Source organism: Fictibacillus nanhaiensis, from assembly GCF_023715445.1.
Classification (GTDB): Bacteria; Bacillota; Bacilli; order Bacillales; family Fictibacillaceae; genus Fictibacillus; species Fictibacillus nanhaiensis_D.
On the sequence record NZ_JAMBOD010000005.1, the window covers coordinates 147,028 to 167,953 of the forward strand.

20 protein-coding genes are annotated in these 20,926 nt (G+C 41.1%); 19 read left to right on the top strand and 1 reads right to left on the bottom strand.

Features of this window, described 5'->3' with window-relative positions; all coding sequences use genetic code 11:
* Nucleotides 1–17: 17 nt before the first annotated feature.
* From M3196_RS14615 to M3196_RS14635, 5 genes are all read left to right on the top strand, one after another.
* A complete protein-coding gene (locus M3196_RS14615; RefSeq protein ID WP_251323050.1) occupies nucleotides 18–1,295 on the top strand; it encodes an ATP-binding protein in 1,278 nt (425 codons plus the stop codon).
* Nucleotides 1,295–1,864: a TetR/AcrR family transcriptional regulator gene (locus M3196_RS14620; RefSeq protein ID WP_251323051.1), complete on the top strand. Its 570-nt coding sequence runs from the start codon at nucleotides 1,295–1,297 to the stop codon at nucleotides 1,862–1,864. The genes M3196_RS14615 and M3196_RS14620 overlap by 1 nt, the downstream gene beginning before the upstream one ends.
* Nucleotides 1,865–2,020: 156 nt before the next feature.
* Nucleotides 2,021–4,159, top strand: coding sequence for a YhgE/Pip family protein (locus M3196_RS14625; protein WP_251323052.1), 2,139 nt, complete (start codon nucleotides 2,021–2,023; stop codon nucleotides 4,157–4,159).
* A 204-nt stretch (nucleotides 4,160–4,363) separates the two neighbouring features.
* Nucleotides 4,364–5,518 carry an ABC transporter ATP-binding protein gene (locus tag M3196_RS14630; protein ID WP_251323053.1) on the top strand — a complete coding sequence of 385 codons (1,155 nt, stop codon included), beginning with the start codon at nucleotides 4,364–4,366 and terminating at the stop codon, nucleotides 5,516–5,518.
* Nucleotides 5,511–7,052 carry a glycine betaine ABC transporter substrate-binding protein gene (locus tag M3196_RS14635; protein WP_251323054.1) on the top strand — a complete coding sequence of 514 codons (1,542 nt, stop codon included), beginning with the start codon at nucleotides 5,511–5,513 and terminating at the stop codon, nucleotides 7,050–7,052. The genes M3196_RS14630 and M3196_RS14635 overlap by 8 nt, the downstream gene beginning before the upstream one ends.
* Before the next feature lie 301 nt (nucleotides 7,053–7,353).
* On the opposite strand, the gene M3196_RS14640 is transcribed toward M3196_RS14635, so the two are convergent.
* Nucleotides 7,354–8,076, bottom strand: coding sequence for an amino acid ABC transporter ATP-binding protein (locus M3196_RS14640; RefSeq protein ID WP_251323055.1), 723 nt, complete (start codon nucleotides 8,074–8,076; stop codon nucleotides 7,354–7,356).
* 207 nt (nucleotides 8,077–8,283) lie between these two features.
* On the opposite strand from M3196_RS14640, the gene M3196_RS14645 reads away from it, so the two are divergent.
* The 14 genes from M3196_RS14645 to M3196_RS14710 all read left to right on the top strand — a co-directional run bounded on the left by M3196_RS14645 (nucleotide 8,284) and on the right by M3196_RS14710 (nucleotide 20,917).
* The gene (locus M3196_RS14645; protein WP_251323056.1) at nucleotides 8,284–9,270 is read left to right on the top strand and encodes a LacI family DNA-binding transcriptional regulator; all 987 of its coding nucleotides are present in this window, start codon (nucleotides 8,284–8,286) and stop codon (nucleotides 9,268–9,270) included.
* A gap of 46 nt (nucleotides 9,271–9,316) precedes the next feature.
* The gene (locus M3196_RS14650; RefSeq protein ID WP_251323057.1) at nucleotides 9,317–10,618 is read left to right on the top strand and encodes an ABC transporter substrate-binding protein; all 1,302 of its coding nucleotides are present in this window, start codon (nucleotides 9,317–9,319) and stop codon (nucleotides 10,616–10,618) included.
* Between the two features lie 160 nt (nucleotides 10,619–10,778).
* The gene (locus tag M3196_RS14655; RefSeq protein WP_251323182.1) at nucleotides 10,779–12,107 is read left to right on the top strand and encodes an ABC transporter permease subunit; all 1,329 of its coding nucleotides are present in this window, start codon (nucleotides 10,779–10,781) and stop codon (nucleotides 12,105–12,107) included.
* A 31-nt stretch (nucleotides 12,108–12,138) separates the two neighbouring features.
* Entirely contained in the window at nucleotides 12,139–12,966 is an 828-nt protein-coding gene (locus M3196_RS14660) for a carbohydrate ABC transporter permease (protein ID WP_251323058.1), read from the top strand.
* A gap of 122 nt (nucleotides 12,967–13,088) precedes the next feature.
* Nucleotides 13,089–13,418, top strand: coding sequence for a YmaF family protein (locus tag M3196_RS14665; protein ID WP_251323059.1), 330 nt, complete (start codon nucleotides 13,089–13,091; stop codon nucleotides 13,416–13,418).
* A 117-nt stretch (nucleotides 13,419–13,535) separates the two neighbouring features.
* Complete coding sequence (locus M3196_RS14670) at nucleotides 13,536–14,270, top strand: MBL fold metallo-hydrolase (RefSeq protein WP_251323060.1); 735 nt, start codon at nucleotides 13,536–13,538, stop codon at nucleotides 14,268–14,270.
* Between the two features lie 28 nt (nucleotides 14,271–14,298).
* Nucleotides 14,299–15,288, top strand: a complete 990-nt coding sequence (locus M3196_RS14675) for a lipoate--protein ligase (protein WP_251323061.1) — start codon at nucleotides 14,299–14,301, stop codon at nucleotides 15,286–15,288.
* Between the two features lie 449 nt (nucleotides 15,289–15,737).
* Nucleotides 15,738–17,066 carry a phenylacetate--CoA ligase family protein gene (locus M3196_RS14680; RefSeq protein WP_251323062.1) on the top strand — a complete coding sequence of 443 codons (1,329 nt, stop codon included), beginning with the start codon at nucleotides 15,738–15,740 and terminating at the stop codon, nucleotides 17,064–17,066.
* Between the two features lie 71 nt (nucleotides 17,067–17,137).
* Nucleotides 17,138–18,103: a 1,2-phenylacetyl-CoA epoxidase subunit PaaA gene (gene paaA / locus M3196_RS14685; protein ID WP_251323063.1), complete on the top strand. Its 966-nt coding sequence runs from the start codon at nucleotides 17,138–17,140 to the stop codon at nucleotides 18,101–18,103.
* Between the two features lie 24 nt (nucleotides 18,104–18,127).
* Nucleotides 18,128–18,472 carry a 1,2-phenylacetyl-CoA epoxidase subunit PaaB gene (paaB, locus tag M3196_RS14690; RefSeq protein WP_077363378.1) on the top strand — a complete coding sequence of 115 codons (345 nt, stop codon included), beginning with the start codon at nucleotides 18,128–18,130 and terminating at the stop codon, nucleotides 18,470–18,472.
* Nucleotides 18,472–19,278 (top strand): 1,2-phenylacetyl-CoA epoxidase subunit PaaC, encoded by an 807-nt coding sequence (gene paaC, locus M3196_RS14695; RefSeq protein ID WP_251323064.1) that lies wholly within the window; start codon nucleotides 18,472–18,474, stop codon nucleotides 19,276–19,278. The genes paaB and paaC overlap by 1 nt, the downstream gene beginning before the upstream one ends.
* Before the next feature lie 16 nt (nucleotides 19,279–19,294).
* Nucleotides 19,295–19,804: a 1,2-phenylacetyl-CoA epoxidase subunit PaaD gene (gene paaD / locus M3196_RS14700; protein ID WP_425311007.1), complete on the top strand. Its 510-nt coding sequence runs from the start codon at nucleotides 19,295–19,297 to the stop codon at nucleotides 19,802–19,804.
* 38 nt (nucleotides 19,805–19,842) lie between these two features.
* Complete coding sequence (locus M3196_RS14705) at nucleotides 19,843–20,148, top strand: EthD family reductase (protein ID WP_251323065.1); 306 nt, start codon at nucleotides 19,843–19,845, stop codon at nucleotides 20,146–20,148.
* On the top strand, nucleotides 20,141–20,917 hold the full coding sequence (locus tag M3196_RS14710; RefSeq protein WP_251323066.1) for an enoyl-CoA hydratase/isomerase family protein: 777 nt from the start codon (nucleotides 20,141–20,143) through the stop codon (nucleotides 20,915–20,917). Before M3196_RS14705 ends, M3196_RS14710 begins: the two co-directional genes overlap by 8 nt.
* Nucleotides 20,918–20,926: the final 9 nt, after the last annotated feature.

Below are 20,926 nucleotides of genomic sequence, written 5' to 3' on the forward strand. Positions count from 1 at the left end.
AGGGGGAGGGGAGCATCATGCAAGCGTTTGTAGAACCGTTATTCGTTAATATTGCAATTGTTTTCTCTTTTACCCACCTCTTAAATATGTTCTTCCCTCTTCATCCGGGTGTAATACCAAGCTTTAAAAACAAGATTATCTTTGGGGTAATAAGCGGAATAGGTGCTCTTGTTTGTATGCTGTTTCCTATTGAAACATTGAAAGACTCTTATTTTGACCTGAGAAATGTTCCGATTATGATCGTTACACTTTATGTGGGCTGGCTTCCAGGTGCTATTTGTTCTTTGTTTGTTATTGCTGCCAGGGTAGCAATGGGCGGAGATTTTGTTTGGCTAGGGATTGTTCTAACTTTTCTTGCTTATTTTATCTCTTTGATCTATCAAGGCTTTTTTGACGAAGATAAACGCAGGTGGATTTCAGCCATTTATATTGGTGTGATCTATACGTTATTTTATATCTTGATCATTCATACTTATTTAGAATTTTTGACTGTAGATTTCTATCTCGTTTATTTCTCAAGTTTCTTGATTGCTTTCTTTTCTTGTATTTTTCTTGTTGAGAGACTTGTTAAAATAAACATGCAATTAAAAGAGACCGTTTATCTGGATAAGCTGGCGGTAGCTGGACAGATGGCAGCAGCCATCGCTCATGAAGTCAGAAATCCGATGACGACGATCAGAGGGATGATCCAGTTTTTAGGAAGTACGACCAGCGACGAAAAATTGAAGGAGCATTCCCCGCTTTTAATTGAAGAGCTTGACCGGACGAACAAGATCATTACGGATTATCTATCAATGGTTAAGCCAGATGTTCCAAAGCTTGAAAAAATCAGGCTAGAAACGGTGTTAACAGATGTAGTTTCATTAACAGCTCCGTATGGCTCCATACACAATGTAGAATTGACTGTGAGTGAAATTGGACCTTATTGGGTATTTACGGATGAGCAAAAATTGAAGCAAGGACTAATTAATATTATTAAAAATGGTATCGAAGCTATAGACAATACTGGTTCAATTCATCTTTATAAGTACAAAATAACAAAAAGAAACATCACCATTGCTATTGAGGATAATGGTAAGGGTATGACAGAAAAAGAACTGGAACAGATCGGACTTCCATTTTACACGACGAAAGCAAAAGGGACTGGTCTCGGAATGATGGTGACTTATAAGCTCATTCGGGACATGGGTGGAAAACTGCACTATGAGAGTGAATTGAACGAGGGGACAAGAGTGCTATTAACTTTGCCTTTAAGTACGAAATCAAATCAGCTGCAAAAAGAGGTGAAAATATAATGGATCGGAGAAAAAGTATATTAGAAGCAGCTGAACGTTCTTTTTCAATGTTTGGCTATAAAGCCAGTACAGTTGATCAAATCGCAAAGATCGCAAATGTTGGAAAAGGAACTATCTATACTTTTTTCGCAAATAAAGAAGAACTGTTCTCTGAGATTATTACAAACCTTGTAAAAGAAACGAAGCTGGCAGCATCAAAAGCGATCAAAGAAGACCGGCCGTTTTATGAGAACCTTCATTATGCATTGTATGAAGTTATAGAATTCCGTAAAACACATCAGTTAGCTGTGAAGCTTTCACAGGAAGTAAAAGAAATGAACACTTCCCCTGTAACGGATGCATTGCAAAGAATTGAAAAAGCTGTCCTGAACTTTGTTCAAAAAGAGCTGGATATAGCCGTAGAAAAAGGCGAGATTAAAGAATGTCCAACAGATATTGTAGCTTTCATGATGGTTAAACTGTATCTGGCTCTTATCTTTGACTGGGAAAGAGACAATCCTGCGATTCAAAAAGAAAAAATGCTAGAAGTCCTTGAAATGTTTGTGATGGATGGATTAAGAAAATCATAGTATTGCAGAAGTGAAAAAATCGTGGTACATTAAGTTCTGACCAAAAATTAGTTTCGGTCATTTTGTAAAAAGTAGACATTTAGAGGTCTCTTTTTTTGGAGTGAAATGACCGAATGACCAAAATAGTCATAAAGTATTGAAGGAGAGTGAAACATCGTGTTGAAAAGTATAGGAGCTCAATTTAGAGCGGTTTTTTCAAATAGAAAAATTGCTGTACCTGTCTTAGCGGTCCTTTTTATACCCGTGTTATACAGTGGAATGTTCTTGTGGGCCTTCTGGGACCCGTATGACAAGATGGAGGATCTGCCAGTTGCTGTAGTCAACCAGGATGAAGGCTATGAATACAACGGAGAAAACTTAACAGTCGGGGATGAGTTTGTTGAAAAGCTGAGAGAAAATCCTCAGTTTAAGTGGAAATTTGTAAGTGAAGAAAAAGCAAAGCAAGGACTTGAACATAACGATTATTACATGATGATTGAGATTCCAGAAGATTTTTCTGAGAAAGCTACATCATTATCAGGTGAATCAAAAAACAAGCCTGAGATTATATATTCGCCAAACGCAGGCTTTAACTTTTTAGCCGCACAAATTGGTGGTACTGCCGTCGATAAAATGAAAGAAAGTCTTTCGAATGAACTTACTAAAACGTATGCGGAGGTAATGTTCGAGCAAGTAGAGCAGCTTGCTGGAGGTTTGGAACAAGCTGCTGATGGATCAAATCAAGTAACAGATGGCTTAGAAAAAGCGGCTGCTGGAAGTGGTCAGCTTGCGGCGGGTATGACTGAAAAAAACCCTAATATTAAAGAGTTAGAAAGTGGGGCAGCTTTATTCAATTCTAAAATGACCGAGTTTGACAGCGGGTTGGATCAATTACTTGCTGCACATAAACAGCTAGCTGATGGTCAAGGGCAGCTTAGCGTAGGAGCTCAATCATTAAAAAGCGGGCTTAGTCAGGCGACAACGGGTTCTGAAAAGATTAAGGATGGAAGCATCGAGCTAAAAGACGGTGCTGAGAAACTGTCAAATGGAGCTAATACTTTAGCGGGGTCTGTGAATGAATGGAACGCAGGAGCCCAAAAAACAGCTGCAGGATCAAAACAGCTTGAACAGCAGATCAACCATTTGATTCAAAATCAAAGCAACATGTCTGATGAACAAATTGCGGCTTCTTTAAAAGAGATAGCGGCTATTAGCAGTGGTGTGAATAATGGGCTGGATAGCTTAACTGCTTCAACAGGAAAAATTGCAGGAGGAGCCAATGAACTCGCAGCTGGTACGAAAAAATTAAGCAATTCCCAGACCGTTATGGCACAAGGAGCAGAACAGCTTCATAACGGCCAGCTTAAATTGGCAGACGGTGTTGATCAGCTTGCGAGCGGTCAGGCAAAAGTAAACACGGGGACCCAAACATTCCAATCAAAACTGGTTGAAGCCTCGGCTGGTTCACAGCAATTACTCGCTGCTAGCGGAAAGCTTGCTGATGGAACGGCAACGGTATCTTCAGGCTGGCAAGAGGTTACCAGTCATGTAAATGAAATTCATAACGGTGAACAAAAGCTCCTTGAAGGAAGCGGAAAATTATCTTCTAAATTGAGTGAAGCAGCAGACAAAACAGGTGAGCTTGATCCTGATAGTGAAATGTTTGAACGAATCGCCAACCCTGTTTCTGTAAAAACAAAGAGTTTTTCTGATGTTCCAAACTATGGAACTGGTTTTGCTCCTTACTTCTTATCACTAGGTTTGTTTGTCGGAGCATTATTGATGTCCATCGTGTTCCCGCTGCGTGATAAAGCAGGAGAGCCTCGATCTGGATTCGGATGGTTTGCGAGCAAATTTTCATTTTTAGCAGCGGTAGGTGTTGTTCAAGCGCTGATTGCTGATGCAGTATTGCTTTTTGGTTTAAACATCGAAGTGAGCAGTCTACCCGCATTTATCGGACTTAGCGTTATCACGAGTCTTACGTTTCTAGCACTTATACAATTGCTCGTAACCGTTTTAGGTGATCCTGGCCGATTTGTAGCGATTATCATTTTGATTCTTCAGCTTACGACGAGTGCAGGAACATTCCCGCTGGAGCTTATTCCAAACGGACTGCAAGTTTTTAATACATGGCTCCCTATGACATATTCAGTATCAGGATTAAAAGCCGTGATCTCAAGCGGAGACATGAGCAGTTTTATCTTCAACGTATGGATATTGGTTGGTTTCTTAGGATTATGTATGATAGGAACATGGAGTTATTTTGCAGTACAAATGAGAAAAAAGAACAGAAGAGCAGATGTGCTAACAGTATAATTTATAAAAAACACTTGGAGACGTAAATCCAAGTGTTTTTTTCTACGAATATATTTGTAGTTGGTATGTCCAAGAATAAAAGAATGAAAACTTTTAAACTGATACATTCATAAAAAGAGGTTTTCAAGCAAGCAAGCAAGGGAAAGATAATAATTGGACATTCTAATGGATGCAGCTTATTTTACGTAAAGGAGAGAACAAAATTTGATTACTTTCAAAAACGTAGGGAAAACGTTCCCTGACGGTTTTGAGGCACTGAAAAACATTGACTTTCAGATTAAAAAAGGGGAGTTAGTCGCGTTGATTGGGCCTAGTGGTTGTGGGAAAACAACAACCATGAGAATGATAAACCGTTTGATCGAACCATCAAAAGGGACGATTTTAATTGATGGAGAAGACATTGCAAACCAAAACCCCGTTGAGCTGAGGAGGAATATCGGATACGTGATTCAGCAGATCGGACTTCTGCCTCACATGACGATTGAAGACAATATTTCTCTCGTTCCACGCTTAAAAGGCTGGGAGAAAGAAAAGTATGATGGCAGAGTAGATGAACTGCTTGATTTAGTAGGGTTAGATCCGAAAACCTTCAGAAAACGCTATCCTTCTGAGCTAAGCGGCGGTCAACAGCAGCGTATAGGGGTTATTCGTGCCCTCGCAGCTGAACCTCCTATCATCTTGATGGATGAACCGTTCTCAGCGCTCGATCCAATCAGCAGAGAACAACTTCAGGATGAGCTTGTAAAATTGCAGGATACCATTAAGAAAACTATTGTATTCGTTACACATGATATGGATGAAGCGATTAAGATTGCAGACCGGATCGCGATTTTAAATAAAGGTGAAATCATTCAATTCGATACGCCAGAACGAATTCTGCGTCATCCTGCCAATGACTTTGTTAAAGATTTTATAGGTGAAGACAGACTTTCTGCAGAAGCTTCCATGCCTGAAGCCATTGATTTAATGAGAAAAAATCCTATAACATCAAAGCAAACAAGAGGGCTTGCTGAGGCTTTAAAATTGATGAAACGTTACGGAGTAGACAGCCTCCTTATTACAGACCAGCAGAATAAGCTGCATGGTATTATTACGCTTGAAAGTATTGAAAGGCATTATGCCGAGGAAGAAAAAACCGTTGGAGATTTAATGGTGAAAGATATGATCACTGTTACTCCAAATACGTCCTATACAGAAGTGGCGGAGATCTTTGCAACAAATCAAGTAAATATGATTCCAGTTTTAGAAGATGGAAAACTGCTTGGACTGATTACACGTGCTACGATGATGCGAGGACTTGCGGGATTAAATATCACCGCCCAAAAACCTCTGGAAGGAGGTGCTGCGGGTAATGAATAACTTCATGGATACATTGGTGAACCGGTGGCCTGAGATTCTAACAGGGCTACAGCAGCATTTATTCCTATCTCTTGTATCAATTTTAATAGCGGCTGTTATCGCTATCCCGCTAGGAATCTTTATTTCAAGACGAAAAGGGATTGCAGAACCTGTTATCGGTGTTGCTGCTATCTTTCAAACGATACCAAGTTTGGCGCTCTTCGGATTTTTGCTCCCAGTCTTCGGTATAGGAAGCACAACAGCCATCATAGCCCTTACTGTTTATGCACTTCTGCCGATTTTAAGAAATACGTACACAGGGATAACAGGCGTTGATAAGTCAGCTGTCGAAGCTGGTAAAGGTATGGGGATGACGAATTCTCAGATCTTAAGAATGATCGAACTGCCGCTTGCTTTGCCGATTATTATGGCTGGACTTCGAACGGCAACAGTCCTTACAATTGGTGTTGCTACGTTAGCCGCCTTTATTGGAGCAGGGGGACTTGGAGATCTGATATATCGCGGTCTTTCAACAACACGAAATGAACTTGTATTAGCAGGAGCGATTCCGGCAGCTTTATTGGCGATCTTATTCGATTTTGTTTTGCGCCGTATTGAAACGGCGACAGAGCCTAAAGCCTCAACAAAGCGTGGTTCATGGAAGTTACCTCTTCTCATTGCTGTTCCTATTGCAGCACTTGTGCTATTTTTTGCGCTCCGCGGCGGTACTGATGAAGATGCGATCGTTATTACGGGTAAGAAGTGGACAGAGCAATATATCCTTCCTTATATCATTTCTGAATATGTGAAAGATAAAACGGATTATCCCGTAATGGTTAAAGAGGCAATTGGTGAGACGCCTATCTTAACCGAAGCAATCAAGAAAGGTGACATCGATTTGTTTGTTGAATATACCGGGACAGGATATTTAACCATTTTAAAAGAGAAGTATGATCCCGGTATGAGTCCTGAGGAAATCTACGAAACAGTTAAAGAAGGCTATGCAGAAAAATATGACTTGAAGTGGACGAAGCCTCTTGGATTTGAAAACACATATGCCCTAGCTTTAAACCCTGACACGGCAAAACAAATAAATGTAAAAACGATTTCAGAATTAGCTCCAAAATCAAATCAATTGATATTTGGCGGACCAACAGAATTTTTTGAACGAGAAGACGGCTACAATCCGTTTGTTGAAACATACAAATTAAACTTTAAGGAAAAAAGAAGCCTGGATCCGAACTTGATGTATACTGCAGTTAAAGAAGGGAAAGTAGATGCGGTTCCTGCGTTTACAACGGATGGTAGGATTGTACGTTTTAATTTAATTACATTAAAGGATGATAAGAAATTCTTCCCGCCTTATTTTGCTGCTCCAATTGTTAGAGAGGAAACTCTGGAGAAATATCCAGAGCTTGAAGGAGTGCTAAATGAGCTGGGAGGGAAGATTTCAGAGGAAGAAATGGCTGAAATGAACGCAAAAGTCGATCTGGATAAAGAAGATCCGCGTAAAGTAGCTAGAGATTTCTTAAAGCGCAAAGGTTTGATTAAATAAAATTATGGTGAAGAACTGGACTCCTGCTGGGGTCCAGTTTCTTGTTTCTTGTTAGGGAACATTCAGGGCTACAGAGGTATTTTTGATTAATGATAAGGGTAAATTTGTCGAAAAGCCTATAAATGGTGAATTACGGCTTATAAAATATTTTTACGGCCCATAAAAATATTTTACGGCTCAAAAATGTTGATTTACGGCCCATAAAATCCAACAAATACAAGAAGGGGTATTCGATCGCAATTCATTACAACACAAAAAAAACCAGCTCACATGCAATTGTAAGCCAGTTTGTCTCATAGTGTTATAAAACTTTACTTAAAAACAGCTTTGTACGTTCATGCTGTGCATTTCCGAATAATTCGGAAGGAACGTTTTCTTCAACAATGTATCCGCCATCCATGAATAAGACCCGGTCCCCGACTTCACGTGCAAACCCCATTTCATGGGTCACAACGACCATCGTCATTCCTTCACGGGCGAGATCTTTCATAACCTCCAAAACTTCTCCGACCATCTCTGGATCGAGTGCAGATGTAGGTTCATCAAAAAGCATGATTTTTGGATCCATTGCAAGTGCGCGGGCAATCGCAACACGCTGTTTTTGGCCGCCGCTTAATTGGGATGGGTAGGCGTTCGATTTATCCTGCAGACCTACTTTTGCAAGCAGTTTTAACGCTTTATCGCGAGCTTCCTCTTTATTCGCATTTCTTACTTTCAATGGTGCAAGTGTTACGTTTTCAAGTACTGTTTTATGCGGGAAGAGGTTGAACTGCTGAAACACCATGCCAACGTCTTCGCGAATTTTATTGATGTTTGTTTTTGGATCCGTAATATCTGTTCCATCTACTAACACTTGACCGCCTGTTATTTCCTCAAGCTTATTGATGCATCGGAGAAATGTACTCTTGCCTGAGCCAGAAGGACCGATCACACATACTACTTCCTGTGGTTTAATTTCTGCATTGATGTCCTTTAATACTTCCAAATTACCGAAGGACTTTTTTAAGTTTTTTACTTTAATCATTGTCCGGCTCCTTTCAAGTAAGCAAATCGTTTATGTATTTTATCATAAGTTCGTCTGTTTCTTAAGATATCCTGCTTACTGATAAATCTTTAATTACAAAACTTTCTGAAAAAAGCCATTGACCTGCAGTTGATAGTTGAACTATACTCTGATTATGAAAACGATTTCATGAATTCGATTCCAGAAAGTTCTAAAGAGGAGAATCTGATGGCAACCATTCAAGATGTGGCGAAAATGGCAGGGCTGTCCCGTACTACTGTTTCAAGGGTGATCAATCAGCATCCTTATGTAACAGAAGAAAAAAAACGGCTTGTGTCAAAAGCTATGAAAGAACTCAACTATGTTCCAAATTCATCAGCAAGAAGATTGCGAAGACAGCAAACTGAAACGATTGCAGTCTATGTTCCTCGTATTACAAATCCTTTTTTCAGCCACTTGGTTGAAGTGATGGAAAAAGAGGCTGCCAAAAAAGGCTATCAGCTGATTTTGTGTCAGACCAGTTATAAAAAGGAACAGGAACGCAGCTTTTTGGAGCTTTTAAAGACGAAGCAAGTGGATGGTTTGATCTTAACATCAATCGAAAATGACTGGAGTGAGATTGAGCCTTATTTAGCTTACGGTCCTATTGTTGTTTGCAATGAATACTCTGACTCTGCACAAGTTCCCCTCGTTTTTTTAGACCAGATCGAAGGTGGCTACATAGGCACGAAGCACCTGATCGAACAGGGATATACAAAGCTTGGATATTGTACAGGCGATCATAAGAGTTCAAGAGTTGCTCATGACAGAAGGATCGGATTTCTAAAAGCACTAAATGAAGCGGGGCTCCAGATGAAGGATGAATGGTATTTCGGTGGTGCTTACAGTGTGCAAGACGGAAAAAATACGTTTGAAACACTGAGGAACCTTGAAGATCCGCCGCAGGCACTTTTTACGGGAAGTGATGAGGTGGCAGCGGGCATTGTTAAAGCGGCTGGAGATGCAGGCTGGAATGTGCCCCAAGACCTTGCTGTTATCGGATTTGATAATCAGCCTCTGGCAGAACTGATGGAATTGACGACGGTGGAACAGCCGATTGAATCGATTGCCAGTCAAGCAATGGGATTAATGATTGAATCCATTAAGTCAAAAAGGGCATCTGTAAGAAAAGAAGTCATTTTACCATTAAAAATGATTCAGCGTTCTTCCACATAGCTTAAAATGAAATCGTTTACAAAACAGGAGAGTAGGGGGATTAAACATGAAAAAGCTTAAGAAGATTTCAAAAGTGATTTCGACTTCGCTTGCGCTTTCACTTGTGCTTGCAGCTTGCTCAGACAAAGAAGAAGGCAGCAGTAATTCTGGCGGCGGGGATAAAGACGAAAAAGTAAAAATCGTTTATGCGCGTGGTAAAGATGATACACAAGGGACTACAGCAATGGTGGAAGCTTTTGAAAAAAAGTACCCTAACATTGACGTAGAATTTAAGGAAATGCCAGCGGATACAGGAAAGCAGCATGATCAATATGTAACATCATTTAACGCAAACTCAGATGAAATCGATGTTATTGACTTGGATGTTATCTGGCCGGCTGAATTTGCACAAGCTGGATTCTTGATGCCGTTAGATCGTTTTATTGAAAAAGACGGAATTGATCTTGGCACTTATAACGAAGGTGCAATCAGTGCTGCGAAGTTTAAAGGCAAGCAATGGGCACTCCCAAAGTTCATCGATGCTGGAATGCTGTTCTATCGTACCGACCTTGTTCCAGAAGGTGAAGTTCCAAAAACATGGGATGAGCTATTAGCAAAAGCAAAAGAAACAAAAGGGCAAGGTGGAACTCAGTTCGGTTACTTAATGCAAGCGAAGCAATATGAAGGTCTTGTATGTAACGCTGTTGAATTCATCGCTTCTTACGGCGGAGAAATCATCGACGAAAATGGTGAAGTAAAAGTAGATTCTCCAGAAGCGATCAAAGGGATCTCTAAGCTAGTTGAGATCGTAAACTCTGATGTTGTACCGCAAAACATCACAACATTTGCTGAGCCAGAATCTCATACAGCATTCATCAATGGTCAAGCTGGTCTTATTCGAAACTGGCCATATCAATATGCGTTAGCAAACGATGAGACGCAATCTAAAATTGCAGGTAAAGTAGCAGCTGCTCCACTTCCAGCTGGAGATGCAGGATCTGCAGCAACACTTGGCGGATGGATGGCTGGTATTAACAAGAACACGAAGCATCCTGAAGAAGCATGGAAGTTCTTAAGCTTTATGGCTGGTGAAGAAGGACAGAAGATCGACGCGATCAAAGGCGGACACGCACCAACGATTCTTTCTCTTTACGAAGATGAAGAAATTCTAAAAGCAAACCCTTACTACAAAGATGAAGGATTTGTAAAAGCTCTTGAAGCTGCGGTATCTCGTCCGGTAGCACCGAACTACCCAGAGATTTCTGACATCATCCAAGTTCAGGTATCTCAAGCCATTGCTAAGAAGATCACACCTGAAGAAGCTGCAAAGAATATGCAAAAAGAAATTTCAGAGAAACTTGAAAAGTAAACGAATTTTTTGAGACATAGGGGCATGCCTTCTGTTGGAAGGCTCCCCTTTCTCTATAGCTGGTATCGATTCCATAAGAGTGAAATGGATGGACGTTTCAACGCCCGTCCGTCGATTGCATTCGAATAGCAAGGAGCTGACCCTTTTGAAACCTAACTTAATGCCTAATAACCCAAAACCTATTGAGGCAAAAACGAAAACAAAGAGCAAAAAGAAGCTGTCTGAACGTTCAATCGGCTATCTGCTTATTGCACCGGCCATGATTCTTATTTTTGTTATCGCAATTTGGCCGGTTTTCCAATCTTTTTATTACAGCATGTTCGATTTAAGGCTGAACAATCCAGCGAAGTCTGAAGCTTATACTTCGTACAAAGTGAATCTTCATACTTATCTAGACAATTATCCGTTCTTAATTAATTCGCTAGAGGAAGAAGCAGACAATGCTACTGGTAAAACGAAGGAAGAGCTAGCAGAGATTCAGGCAAATTTAGAAAAAATAGATTCGGAGTTAAAGAAAGACAGTGAGTTAAAGGATCAATATGAACAGGTCGACGAAAAACTGATGGTTATGAAACCTGTCAGTGAGGAGCTTGCTGTAGCAAAGCTGGACAAAGAAGTCGCTCTTGATCTTGAAAAGACAGTAGATGATACGACAGATCGAGTCCGCGAACTGAAAGGTGAGCTGGAGAATCCAGATGATCTTATTGGTCTATCTTCTTCATTAAGTGATTCAGTCATTACACCGAATTTTATCGGTCTTAAACATTATAAAGAAAATTTATCTGATGGACGTATGTGGAAGGCAATCTCAAATACTACAGTCTTCACTGTAATTTCTGTTTTCGCAGAACTTGTAATTGGTCTCGCAATTGCGATCCTGATTAACAAGGCTTTCTTCGGAAGAGGACTTGTCCGTGCGACAATCCTTATACCTTGGGCGATTCCGACAGCTGTATCAGCCTTCATGTGGAAGTATTTATATGATGGCCAAAACGGGATTGTAGCGAAAGCGTTTGAGGAAATCGGACTGTTTGACCGAATGACAGATCTTTTAACAAGCAGCAATGGTGCGATGTTCTCGGTAATTTTTGCGGATGTATGGAAAACGACACCTTATATGGCTTTACTCTTGCTGGCTGGATTACAGACGATTCCAAGTTCACTGTATGAAGCAGCGGCGATCGATGGAGCGAGCAAGTGGAAGCAGTTCTTGAAAATTACATTGCCATTATTAAAATCAAGCATTCTTGTTGCCTTATTGTTCCGAACATTGGATGCATTCCGTGTATTTGACTTGATCTACGTGTTAACGGGCGGAGGTCCAGCGAACTCTACTGAAACAATCTCTATTTTGGCCTATAAAGTTATGTTTGCACAAACCAATTTCGGTGAAGGTTCGGCGTTGTCCGTAATTGTGTTTATCTGTGTCGCTATAATTTCCATGATCTATATTAAATTCTTAGGTCGTGACCTTTTAAATGATAAATAAAAAACGGAAACAACAAAGGAGTGAATAGGAAATGAACAAAAAAGCGGGCCCAATGTTTTATGTATTCTTAGCATTGTTTGTCTTCCTTGTCATGTTTCCGTTTTTATGGGTACTGGCAAGCTCAATTAAACCGGTTGCCGAGTTGTTTGGTGATCGTGCGTTCATACCGTTTACGGATAATATGACCTTGGAAAATTATGAATCTGTATTTGTAAACTATCCATTTTTAAAATATTTGTGGAACAGCTTGGTAGTTTCAACAATTACAACGGTTTATGCTGTCCTTGTTGCCAGCTTTGCCGCATATGCAATTGCACGCTTAAAGTTTAAAGGAAAAACATTCATCTTAGGCTTGGTGCTTTCGGTATCGATGTTTCCACAGATCGCAACGATTTCGCCGATTTATATTGTATTGAAGAACCTTGGATTAACAAACAGCTATCTTGGTTTGATCATTCCATATACGACGTTTACCTTGCCGCTTTCAATCTGGCTGCTAGTAACATTTTTTAGAAAGATTCCTTTTGATCTAGAAGAAGCGGCGAAGATTGACGGCGCATCTTTGATGCAAACATATTGGAGAGTTATACTGCCGCTTGCGATTCCAGGAATTTTTACAACAGCCATTCTTGTATTTATCTCAGCATGGAACGAGTTCTTGTTTGCTCTAACGATCAACACAGATGATGCTTATAAAACCGTTCCAGTCGGTATCGCGATGTTTGAAGGACAGTTCACGATTCCGTGGGGTGAGGTTACAGCAGCAACTGTCATTGTAACGGTACCTCTCGTTATTATGGTTCTGGCGTTCCAACGCAAGATTGTTTCCGGACTGACATCTGGTGCGGTAAAAGAATAGTATTTCGGACGCATACCCTGCAGCTTTATAAAGAGCTGCAGGGTTTTTTGTTTTGTTATGTATTTTTTAAAATCACAAACATAGAAAAGAAATAGGAAGAAAAAATGAAAGGGGGAAGTCTAGTGCACGGTCACGATATTCAACATATAAAATGGAGGGGCAGGAATGTTCATGTCCATCAATATTCTACCCAGACTTCAGTAAATGATGGGCATTCACATACGGTGCAAGGGGTGACAAGTTCGGCAAAAAACACAATGGGGCATGTTCATAACTATGAAGGAACAACTACATTTGATGACGGTCATGTTCACCGTTTTTCGGGAACAACCGGACCTCCCATCTATACAGCGGATGGAACACATTATCATATGATAACCGGTACAACTTCTTTTAATGATGGGCACACTCATCAATATACGGGTTGGACCGGAAAGAATGTTTCTGAATGATTAAAGTGGAATAAATAAAACACCGATTTTTCGGTGTTTTTTGTTTTGAAAATGGAAGACTAAACATGATTCTGATAGTCTAAAGTTAGCGAATAAGAAAACGGAGGAAATCGAAATATGAAACTTACAGTCTTAGGCTTTTGGGGAGGATATCCTGGTGCAGGAGAAGCGACTTCAGGCTATCTATTACAAAGTGAAGGCTTTAATTTGCTTATTGATTGCGGAAGCGGAGTGCTTGCTCAATTACAAAAATACATAAAACCAGAAGAGCTGGATGCTGTTGTTTTATCTCATTATCATGCAGACCATGTGGCGGATATTGGAGTTCTTCAATACAGCCGGCTTATCCAATCCTTTTTACAGGAAGGCATGAAGACTCTGCCGATCTATGGACATAAAGAAGATGAAGCAGGTTTACTTTCACTTACTCATCTTCATCATACGAAAGGAATGTCATACGATCCTTCGCGTGAATTGAAGGTCGGTCCGTTTACGATTACATTTCAGCTAACAAAACATGCTGCCGTATGCTATGCAATGCGTATTACAGATGGGAAAGATACGATTGTTTACACGGCGGACACTGCATTGATTCCTGAGTTGATCGCTTTCAGTCAACATGCTGATTTGCTTATTGCAGAATGTAATTTTTATAAGGGAATGGATGGGAGCGGTCCTGGTCACATGACCTCTGAAGATTGCGGTAAGCTAGCCCATCAATCAAAAGCCCATCAGCTGCTCCTCACTCATCTTCCTCATTTTGGTCAGTTATCACAGCTTGTCACAGAGGCGAAAGAGGTGTATAACAATAAAGTGGAGCTTGCCTCTTCCGGCTGGACGTGGGGAGCTTAAAGATAGGGACTGAAAGAGGAGAAAAACTATGCTTTTTATTGATAATGAAAATATTACAGACCCAAGAGTGAATTTGGCGATTGAAGAATTCGCTTTGAAGCATTTGGACATCAATGAAACGTATTTGCTTTTTTATATAAATGAACCATCTATTATCATCGGTAAGAACCAAAATACAGTTGAAGAGATCAACACGGAATACGTGCGTGACCAGGGGATTCATGTAGTGCGCCGCTTATCGGGCGGCGGAGCAGTCTATCATGATCTTGGAAACTTAAACTTCAGCTTTATCACAAAGGATGACGGTAATTCTTTTCATGACTTTAAAAAATTTACTGACCCTGTTGTAAAAGCTCTTAAAAAGCTAGGTGTGAACGCGGAATTGAGCGGACGCAACGACATCTTGGCTGACGGCAAGAAGATTTCGGGAAATGCTCAGTTCTCTACAAAAGGCCGTATGTTCAGCCACGGAACGCTGCTTTTTGATTCAGAGATTGAAAATGTAGTTTCCGCACTTAACGTTCGTATGGACAAGATCGAGTCTAAAGGAATCAAGTCGATTCGCAGCCGTGTTACGAATATTCGCGAGCACTTGGATGAAGACATGACAATGGAAGAATTTAAAGAAACTCTTCTAACGTATTTATTTGAGGAGTTTGATTCGATTCCAAAATACGAGTTAACGGAAAGTGACTGGAAAGAAATCCGGAAAATTTCCAGAGAACGATATGCAAATTGGGATTGGAACTACGGGAAGTCACCGAAGTTTAATGTTGAGCTGTCTAACCGTTTTGCGGCAGGTTCTGTTGATGTCCGCCTTCACATCGTAAAAGGAATTATTCAAGAGAGTAAGATTTTTGGAGATTTCTTTGGAGTAGGTGACGTATCCGATATCGAGAACAAACTGAACGGTGTGCGCTATGACCGTGAAGAGATTGAAAATGTACTCGAAGACATTGATCTGCAGCATTACTTCGGTAATATTTCACGTCAGGAATTCTTGGATCTTCTATATTAATAGATACAATATGTGAAAACCGCCTTCTTTTGAGGGCGGTTTTTTAAAATGGAAAGTGTATCCACTGATTATAAGTCTTCAAAAATTTTTATCAGTCTTCAAAATAATTTATAAGTCTTCAAAACTTTTTATAAGTCCTCAAAAAAATTTATAAGTCTTCACGAATAGACTTTAAAACAAGGCACTTAAGCACTTATTTTCATTTGACAGAAAATTAATATAAATGATAAGCTTAAGTCAAATTACATTACACTATTATCTAATAACGCTATAAAAACGTCATATTTTTTATTCCGCTATGTAAAATGACTTATTAACAAGGTGACAATCGAAGAAGTATCAATTTTAAGTTCATAGTATAAGGGCAAGTAAGGCTGACAAAAAAGGTCAGCCAAGTTTTCTTAATAAAATGTAATCGCTTACATATCGCGAAAGGAGATGAACAACGAATGATTCTTCATCCTAAAGTGGAATGCATGAATGGTGAAGAGAAAGAAGAGCTGCAGCTTCATCGTTTAAAACAGACGGTACATGCAGTTTACGAGAATGTATCTTTTTACAAAAATGCCTTTGACGAAAGAGAGATACACCCATCATCTATTGAAAAACTAGAAGACCTGAAAAAACTGCCTTTTACCGTAAAAAAAGACCTTCGAGATCACTATCCATTCGGTCTTTTTGCAGTTCCTCAAGATCATTTGGTCCGTCTTCACGCATCCTCTGGAACAAGCGGAAAGCCCACAGTTGTCGGTTATACAGAAGGTGACATAGAAAGATGGAGTGATATTGTAGCACGGTCGATTGCCATTGCGGGTGGTGAGCCAGGAAACGTACTTCATAACGCCTATGGATACGGGCTTTTTACAGGCGGACTTGGTCTCCATAACGGATCAGAACGTCTTGGAATGGTTACGGTTCCTGTATCAGGAGGTAACACGGAGCGGCAGATTTTACTGATTGAAGACTTTAAACCGCAAGTCATCTGCGGAACTCCATCTTATATCTTAACAATTGCTGAAAAGATGGAGGATCTCGGAAAGGACCCAAGAGCTACTTCCCTTCAGTACGGCATTTTTGGTGCGGAACCTTGGTCTGAAGAAATGCGTGCGACACTAGAAGAAAAGCTAGGGATTAAGGCTATGGATATTTACGGTCTCAGTGAGGTTATGGGACCTGGTGTGGCGATGGAATGTCACGAAGCACAGAACGGATTGCATATTATGGATGACCACTTTATAGCTGAAATTATTAATCCAGATACGCTTGAACCAATGCCGGACGGAGAATATGGCGAGCTTGTATTTACGAGTTTAACGAAGGAAGCTTTTCCGATTATCCGTTACCGTACGGGTGATATTGCTTCTCTTGACCGCACTCCATGCACCTGCGGAAGAACATCTGTCCGAATGAGCAGGGTTAAGGGGCGAATCGACGACATGATTATTGTCAGAGGGGTTAATGTATTCCCTTCTGAGATCGAGAACTGCCTGCTTTCCGTTGAGGAAATCGTTCCACATTATCAGATCCATATACAGACAGAAGGATTCAGAGAGCACATCGAGCTTCATGTCGAGATGAGTGAGAAGCTTTATGCTCTAACGAAAGGTGATGAAGCACACTCAGCGACCGAGCTGCTAAAACAAACCATTTCAAAAAAAATCAAAGACACTTGCCTTGTAACGATGAAGATCAAAGTGTTTCCGCCAAAAGTTATACCGCGTTCTGAAGGAAAGGCAATCAGAGTTGTAAGGCATGCTCAGAAAAAAATGGGTGTATAACCATTGTTTAAAAGCATGACGATATTTTATAATTACGGTAATAAAACGTAATACAACAGGAGGAGAATAGCATGACAGTTGGTGTTAGCTTTAATCAACTTAGTGAAGAAGAAAAAATGCAGCATTTTTTAGACCGTATCAATGCTGGTGAAAAGATTGAACCAGATGACTGGATGCCTGATGATTACCGTCTGCAGCTGATCCGTTTGATTTCTATGCATGGAATTTCAGAAATTATGGGAGCGCTTCCAGAGAAAGAGTGGGTGCCAAAAGCTCCGTCTTTACACCGGAAATTGGCAATCATGGCCAAGGTGCAGGACGAAATGGGCCACGGCCAATTGCTGCTTCGTGTTGCAGAAGACCTGATGGCACCGCTTGGAAAGACACGCCACGACATCATGGAGGATCTTTTTTCAGGAAAACTGAAATTTCACAACGTTTTCCATATGGATGCACCAACATGGGGAGACGCTGGAATCATTGCATGGCTCGTGGATGGAGCAGCAATCATTTCCCAGAGTATGATGCTTGATTCTTCTTATGGTCCATACGCGCGTGCGCTGAAGCGTATTTGTGCAGAAGAAGTATTCCACGCGCAGCATGGAGAGAGTATTATTTTAGCGATGGCAGAAGGAACGCCTGAACAGCGCCAGATGCTGCAGGATGCCCTTAACCGCTGGTGGGAGTCTCTTATCATGTTCTTTGGACCGAAATCGGCAAAAGAAACAGGTAACTCTAATGCGGATAAGAACATCATGTACAAAATCCGTACAAAAACGAATGAAGATCTAAGACAAGAATTCTTCACTAAATACATTCCGCGTATTTGGTCGCTCGGACTGACGATTCCGGATGACACGATTCGTTTTGATGAAGAAAGCAAAATGTGGATCTATATGGATGCTGACTGGAGCAAGTTTAAGCAGATCGTTTCCGGAAACGGACCACAATCTCAGAATCGTTTAGATCTTCGCCGCCGTTCGTACAAAAATAACGAGTGGGTACGTGAGGCATTGGCTGCTAAAAAAGCGATCTAACAGCGGAAGGGAGAGACAACCAACGTGAACGAACCGAAAAATGAATTTTACAACGTATATGAAGTATTCAGTAAAAAGACAGATAAATCACCGTTCCAGCACAGCTTCAGCCTGCTCGCGCCTAACGCAGATATGGCACTGATCATGGCAAAAGAAAACTTTTTCAGAAGAGAGACGGTTGCTGACATATGGGTTGTGAAAAGAGAGAACATCCGCGGATTGAACCAGGATGAAAGAGAGATGCTCAAGAGGCTTGATAAGGAGTACAGAGAGACAAAAGGATACGGGTATCTAAAGAAAAAATGGCGTGACTACAACCAGGAGCAGTTTACAGAACAGCACATCCTAGGCGGAAGGGGAGACAATTAATGACACAGGAAACGTTAAAGCCACAAGAGAAAGCTGCATTGATCGAGCTCCTCTACCAGATGGGAGATGATGATTTTATTCTCTCGTTCCGTGGTTCAGAATGGCTGGGGCTAGCACCGCATATTGAAGAAGACGTTGCTTTTTCATCAATAAGCCAGGACATGATGGGTCATGCGAACCTTTACTACCATCTTTTAGAAGACTTGGGAGAAGGGGAAGCGGACAGACTTGCTCACCTTCGCTCCCCTGACCAATTCCGTAATGCCATCATTTTAGAAGAAGTGAACGGGCCGGGAACTTATTTGAAAGAACCTGAATATGACTGGGCTTTTGCCGTTGTCCGCAATTACTTTTATGCGGTGCACAAGCAAATTCGCTTAGATTCGCTTCGTCATTCTTCTTATGGGCCATTAGCTGAGGCCGCAAGAAAAATCATGACAGAGCAATATTATCACCTCATGCACTGGGAAATATGGTTTAAGCAGCTGATGACGAGTACCGATGAGGCAATCCAGCGCATGAACGCAGCCATTGAAAAGGTTTGGAAAGATTTCGGAGGAGTTCTTACACTTGGTCCTTCATATGCAGAAATCGTTAAAGCTAACCTCATCGATGATGAAGCGGTTATGAAAAAGCGGTGGACGAACAAGATGGAAGCCGTGCTAAAGGAAGTTGGAGCGGGCTATCCTGGCGAGCCTCGAATGGAAAGAGGAAACGGACGCAACGGTGTCCATACTGACGATTTGAAACAAGCACTTTCAACACTTTCAGAAGTGTATGCTACAAACCCTGCAACTGGCTGGTAAGACGATAAGAAAGGAGATGAACCACGTGTCCGAAATAAAAAACAGCATGACCGATACCGTAATGGACGCGCTTGGGGATGTTAAAGATCCTGAAATCGCCTCCGTCAGCATATTAGACCTTGGGATGATACACGAAGTAGAAGTGACCGATGGAAAAGCAAAAGTTTCTGTTCTGCCTACCTTTTCCGGCTGTCCTGCCTTGCACATTATCGAAAGAGACATTAAAAAAGCATTAGAATCAGTAGAAGGAATTGAATCGGCTGAAGTGAATTTTGTATTTACACCCTCATGGACGACAGACCGGATCACACCTGAAGGACGTGAGAGATTAAAAGAGTTCGGAATTTCTCCGCCTCCGGCAAACCACGTGATGGGCGAGCCTTGGGAGATAGACTGTCCGTACTGCGGGTCAACCTATGTTACGATGGAAAACATCTTTGGGCCTACAGCATGCCGAAGCATCCTGTATTGCAAGTCCTGCAAGAACCCTTTTGAAGCAATGAAACCTGTTGCTGATATGGGGTAGACGAAAAATATGAGTTTAAAAATAGGGAGGAAACACACATGGTAAAATTAATCGCACTTTACAAAACACCGGAAAACATAGAACAGTTCGACGAGCACTATTTTGGACATCATACAGAAATCACAAAGAAGATCCCTGGACTTCGCAAAATGGAAGTGACTAAGATTGTTGGTTCTCCAATGGGGAGAAGCGACTATCACATCCTTTGTGAAATGTACTATGACGACCATGATGCTTTAAAAGCAGCGATGAAATCTGACGAAGGAAAAGCTTCTGGAAAAGACTTGATGAGCTTTGCAGCTGAACTTGTAACGCTCATGATCGGTGAGGAAATCAATGAGTAATTATGAAACAATTCTAACCTCAGTTGAAGATGGGATTGCCTTAATTCAATTAAACAGGCCTCGTGTTCTTAACGCGATCAACCGGCCGATGGTTACGGAGCTTTTAGATGCTTTTGAAGGATTTGACCGTAATGATGAGGTGAAAGCAATTGTTTTAACAGGTAACAGCCGAGCATTTGCCGCTGGTGCCGACATTGATGAAATGAAAGAAGACGATAGTGTTTCTCTTGAACTATTAAATCAGTTTAAAGAATGGGACCGTCTGGCAACAATAAAAAAGCCGATTATCGGTGCTGTTAACGGCTACTGTTTTGGCGGAGGTTTTGAGCTTGCCTTATGTGCAGACATCCTTTTTGCAGCTGAAAACGCGCAATTCGGGTTCCCGGAGATAAAGCTAGGCGTCATGCCGGGTGCTGGCGGGACTGTGAAGTTAACGAAGCTTATGGGACAGAAAAAAGCCCTGGAATGGCTCTGGCTGGGAGATCCGATGACAGCGGATGAAGCTTTGGGATATGGTGTGATCAACCGTGTTGTTGCACCTGAGCTTGTTTTAGAAGAAGCAAAAAAGTATGCCAAACTTGTTGCATCCAGAGCGCCGTTATCGGTCCGTTTAATTAAAGAAACCGTCTATAAATCTATCGATTATTCAACATACGAAGGCATGCAGTTTGAACGAAAAAACTTTTACCTATTATTCTCGTCACAGGATCAGAAAGAAGGCATGAAAGCTTTTGTTGAAAAACGTCCTGCAGAGTTTAAAGGGAAGTAGGGGGGAAAA